This is a genomic window from Adlercreutzia sp. DFI.6.23 (genome assembly GCF_024462535.1).
Classification (GTDB): domain Bacteria; phylum Actinomycetota; class Coriobacteriia; order Coriobacteriales; family Eggerthellaceae; genus Adlercreutzia; species Adlercreutzia rubneri.
The window spans coordinates 1-464 of record NZ_JANGBP010000061.1; the positions used below are offsets into that span (position 1 = coordinate 1).

1 protein-coding gene is annotated in these 464 nt (G+C 56.9%); it reads right to left on the reverse strand.

Features of this window, described 5'->3' with window-relative positions; genetic code table 11:
* Window positions 1-175 precede the first annotated feature (175 nt).
* The coding region (locus NE591_RS12340) for a Rep family protein (RefSeq protein ID WP_256156757.1) at window positions 176-464 on the reverse strand (289 nt) is incomplete at its 5' end.

The window sequence follows — 464 nt, forward strand, 5'->3', positions numbered from 1 at the left end:
ATCCGAGCCGCAGCCCTCCCGCACTCACAGACTTGGGCAAGGAAAGGGTAGATGGAGCAGAGCGTCCATCGACCCTTAATCAAGTCTGGTCTTGTGGCTTGACCGTTGCGTCAATTCCGCATTCCGCGAACGAGGGCTAAAGCCCCCGTGGTCGCTGAATGCTGCATTGACCCAACTACTGCGCCGCTTGCCGCGGATCAAACGCGGCTGTCTTGCAGTACTCCTTCATGACGTATGTACCGTTGTCGCAAAGGCAGCGGAACCACTCGGGGCGGTTCGCGCGCGCAAAGCGCAACAGGTACGCATACGAGTACTGGCCTTGCTCGTCCACGAAGTCCATCATCTCGCCGATGAACCCATACTTGTCGTTATCGCGGGTCTTGAGATCCGCGTAATCGGCGTTCTGGAATTCGAGCACATCAGCTTCGCTGTATTGATGCTTCTGTGGGTTGTTCAGATGGCAG